Origin of the sequence: Arenibacter amylolyticus (assembly GCF_002150785.1) — a bacterium.
Taxonomy (GTDB): Bacteria; Bacteroidota; Bacteroidia; order Flavobacteriales; family Flavobacteriaceae; genus Arenibacter; species Arenibacter amylolyticus.
The window spans coordinates 1-2721 of sequence record NZ_MTAZ01000093.1 but is presented as its reverse complement, the minus strand read 5'-3'; the positions used below and the strand labels follow the sequence as shown (position 1 = coordinate 2721).

5 protein-coding genes are annotated in these 2721 nt (G+C 35.9%); 4 read left to right on the top strand and 1 reads right to left on the bottom strand.

From position 1 onward, the window contains the following. Positions 1-144: 144 nt before the first annotated feature. Genes BV214_RS16565 through BV214_RS17040 form a run of 3 tightly spaced genes read left to right on the top strand, consistent with a single transcriptional unit; the run spans position 145 to position 1323 of the window. Positions 145-519, top strand: coding sequence for an ArsR/SmtB family transcription factor (locus BV214_RS16565; protein WP_086478608.1), 375 nt, complete (start codon positions 145-147; stop codon positions 517-519). Continuing rightward, a complete protein-coding gene (merTP, locus tag BV214_RS16560; RefSeq protein ID WP_086478607.1) occupies positions 516-1115 on the top strand; it encodes a mercuric transport protein MerTP in 600 nt (199 codons plus the stop codon). Before BV214_RS16565 ends, merTP begins: the two co-directional genes overlap by 4 nt. Before the next feature lies 1 nt (position 1116). Beyond that, complete coding sequence (locus tag BV214_RS17040) at positions 1117-1323, top strand: GDCCVxC domain-containing (seleno)protein (protein WP_008992943.1); 207 nt, start codon at positions 1117-1119, stop codon at positions 1321-1323. 276 nt (positions 1324-1599) lie between these two features. Here BV214_RS17040 and BV214_RS16550 read toward each other — a convergent pair whose 3' ends face one another. Next, positions 1600-1989 (bottom strand): nuclear transport factor 2 family protein, encoded by a 390-nt coding sequence (locus tag BV214_RS16550; RefSeq protein ID WP_086478606.1) that lies wholly within the window; start codon positions 1987-1989, stop codon positions 1600-1602. 114 nt (positions 1990-2103) lie between these two features. Here BV214_RS16550 and BV214_RS16545 point away from each other — a divergent pair, with 114 nt between their 5' ends. Further along, the gene (locus BV214_RS16545; protein ID WP_086478605.1) at positions 2104-2436 is read left to right on the top strand and encodes a winged helix-turn-helix transcriptional regulator; all 333 of its coding nucleotides are present in this window, start codon (positions 2104-2106) and stop codon (positions 2434-2436) included. The last annotated feature ends 285 nt before the right edge of the window (positions 2437-2721 follow it).

Below are 2721 nucleotides of genomic sequence, written 5' to 3'. Positions count from 1 at the left end.
CAAGGCAGGGATTTCCCAGACCGAAATCATAGCCTTAACGTTAGCGGTCAGGCAAAAAAACGACCCGAGAAACAAATCGGGTTATTTTTAAAATATTGTATTTTAGCATTTGCTTAAATAAGCAAGTTGACTATCTTTGTGTTTATGGAAAACAATTCTTGCATAAGACAACAAGCGGACATTAAACAAATCAACCGTTGTAAAGACCGAGTTGCAGAACTCAACGGCTCGTTTGACTATTTGTCGAACGGTCTTGAATTGGCGGGTAACAACGTCAGACTGAAAATCCTATTCCTGCTTTATGAAGAGAAACAACTTTGCGTTTGCGACCTGAGTGATGTTCTTGGAATGACCATTTCGGCAGTTTCTCAACACCTGCGAAAACTCAAAGACCGAAAACTCATTGAAACAGAAAGGCAAGCACAGACCATTTTCTACTCGCTGACAAACGAGTACAAAAACTTGCTTGAACCGTTTTTCATAATACTTGACGAAAACAAAATTTTTGAGACAATATGAAAAAGGACAATAAATTAATCGGAGCAGGACTTTTAACAGCATTTGCTGCTTCTCTATGTTGCATTACGCCAGTTTTGGCACTAATTGCAGGAACAAGCGGACTTGCTGCCTCTTTTTCGTGGCTTGAACCTTTCCGACCGTATTTAATTGGTTTGACAATTTTGGTTCTTGGTTTTGCTTGGTATCAAAAACTAAAACCGAAAAAGGAAATAGACTGTGATTGTGAAACTGATGAAAAGCCAAAATTCATTCAGAGTAAAAAGTTTTTAGGAATTGTTACAGCATTCGCAATTGTAATGCTTGCCTTTCCTTACTATGCACATATTTTCTACCCCAAGACAGAAAAACAAGTAATAGTAGTTGACAAATCAAATGTACAGACCGTTGAGTTTACTATCAGCGGAATGACTTGTGCAGGATGCGAAGAACACGTAAACCACGAAGTGAACAAACTTTCAGGAATAATCAAATCAACTGCTTCATACGAGAATGGAAACGCAATCGTAGAATTTGACAACTCAAAAACTAACATAGCCGAAATCGAAACAGCAATTAACGGAACAGGATATTCAGTAAGAGACAAAAAGGAAAAATAAAATGGAAATAAAATTGCAATCAACAATCACTTGCCCCAACTGCGGACACAAAAAAGAAGAAACAATGCCGACAGATGCTTGCCAATACTTTTACGAGTGCGAAAACTGCAAAACTGTATTGAAACCACAACAAGGAGACTGCTGTGTTTATTGCAGTTATGGGAGCGAGAAATGTCCACCAATTCAACAAGACGAGAAATGTTGCTGACCGAAGAAAAAAAGCCCGAACCGCTAACAATGTATATACAAAATAGGCGAAATAGCAGTAAATTCAACGGTTGTAGCTCGCTTCAACTTCATCTCGGTTTGATAAGTTTGAAGCCCGCAATCGCCTACTTTGCATATACTAAACGTTGGCAACAAGCTAAAGAAACCCTCTCAAAATATTTAACAACAGGAAAAAAAGAAAATTAAGCACAAAAAAGCATTCGGAAAAAAAATACCTTTTTGTACCTAACTTGACTTAACAGCGATAATCTAAAATTTATTTTCCCCAAAATTCATCTTCCAATTTTTGGTCATCCGAAAACAACCAAACTTCAGTTATTTTGCCATCTTGAACATCAAATAAATCAAATCCCCCCATATCGATATTTCGGTCATCAAGATTACCAGTAAAACGGACTGGCATAATTACAAGATTACCATTGACCGTTAAATTTCCGTTAGGATTTACGGCAAAAGTTCCATTGGTAACTTTCATCATTCCGCCAAGCATTTCACCGATTTCATTAGTTCCGTTTTTAGTTCCGGAAAATTGGTTACTTCCCGGCTGATTCCATTTAGCATTTGGATTGAAAAATGAAAATGCGGTGGGAATATCGCCTTTTCCTAATGCTTGTGCATAAGCCATAACTACTTCTTTTGGTGTCATAAAATATATTTTTTAAATTATTAATAGTGCAAAATAAAACTATTTCTTACTTTTGTACAAGTACCTACCAAAACGTAAGGTACTTACATAAAGGTTAGATATATTGATAATCAGATGGAAAAAAATCAAAAAAAAATTATCCAATCAGATGAAAATTGTCCAGTAAGAAAATCATTATCCCTTTTGGGTGGTAAATGGACATTACTAATTTTGTTCCAGATTAATGAAAGAAAAATAAGGTACGGAGAATTAAAAGGGTGCATTCCTGGAATTAGTGAAAAGGTATTAATTCAAAAATTAAATCATTTAATAGAAAATAAATTGGTTGCGAAGAAATCATATCCAGAAATTCCACCCAGAGTTGAATATCGATTGACGAAAATTGGTCTAAAAACCTTACCAGTTATCGAAAATTTAACCATATTTGGATTGGAAAATTTGGACTAAAATAAGTAGAATTAGCAAAAGATAATGACAATTGGAATGAAGCTGAACGCATAAAGCCAGTTGCCAACAATGTATATGGATCATTGCTAATCAGTCGCTTAACCGAAGTTTTGGGCGTGTTTGCGAAGTCCGCCAAATTTTTAAATTTGGCTTTTTGAGAATGTAAGGTAAAAAGAAAAATTTAAAAATTCGGCTACGTGCCAGACGGAAAGGCAAGTGCTATTCTAAACGCAACGAGCCATATACGAGACCGTCAGACTGTCTCAAAACTTGACAACTCTGTTG

Excerpts from the sequence above, each read along its gene's own strand:
- BV214_RS16550 (WP_086478606.1), bottom strand. The coding sequence starts at position 1,989 with ATGACACCAAAAGAAGTAGTTATGGCTTATGCACAAGCATTAGGAAAA.
- merTP (WP_086478607.1), top strand. The coding sequence starts at position 516 with ATGAAAAAGGACAATAAATTAATCGGAGCAGGACTTTTAACAGCATTT.
- BV214_RS16545 (WP_086478605.1), top strand. The coding sequence starts at position 2,104 with ATGGAAAAAAATCAAAAAAAAATTATCCAATCAGATGAAAATTGTCCA.
- BV214_RS16565 (WP_086478608.1), top strand. The coding sequence starts at position 145 with ATGGAAAACAATTCTTGCATAAGACAACAAGCGGACATTAAACAAATC.
- BV214_RS17040 (WP_008992943.1), top strand. The coding sequence starts at position 1,117 with ATGGAAATAAAATTGCAATCAACAATCACTTGCCCCAACTGCGGACAC.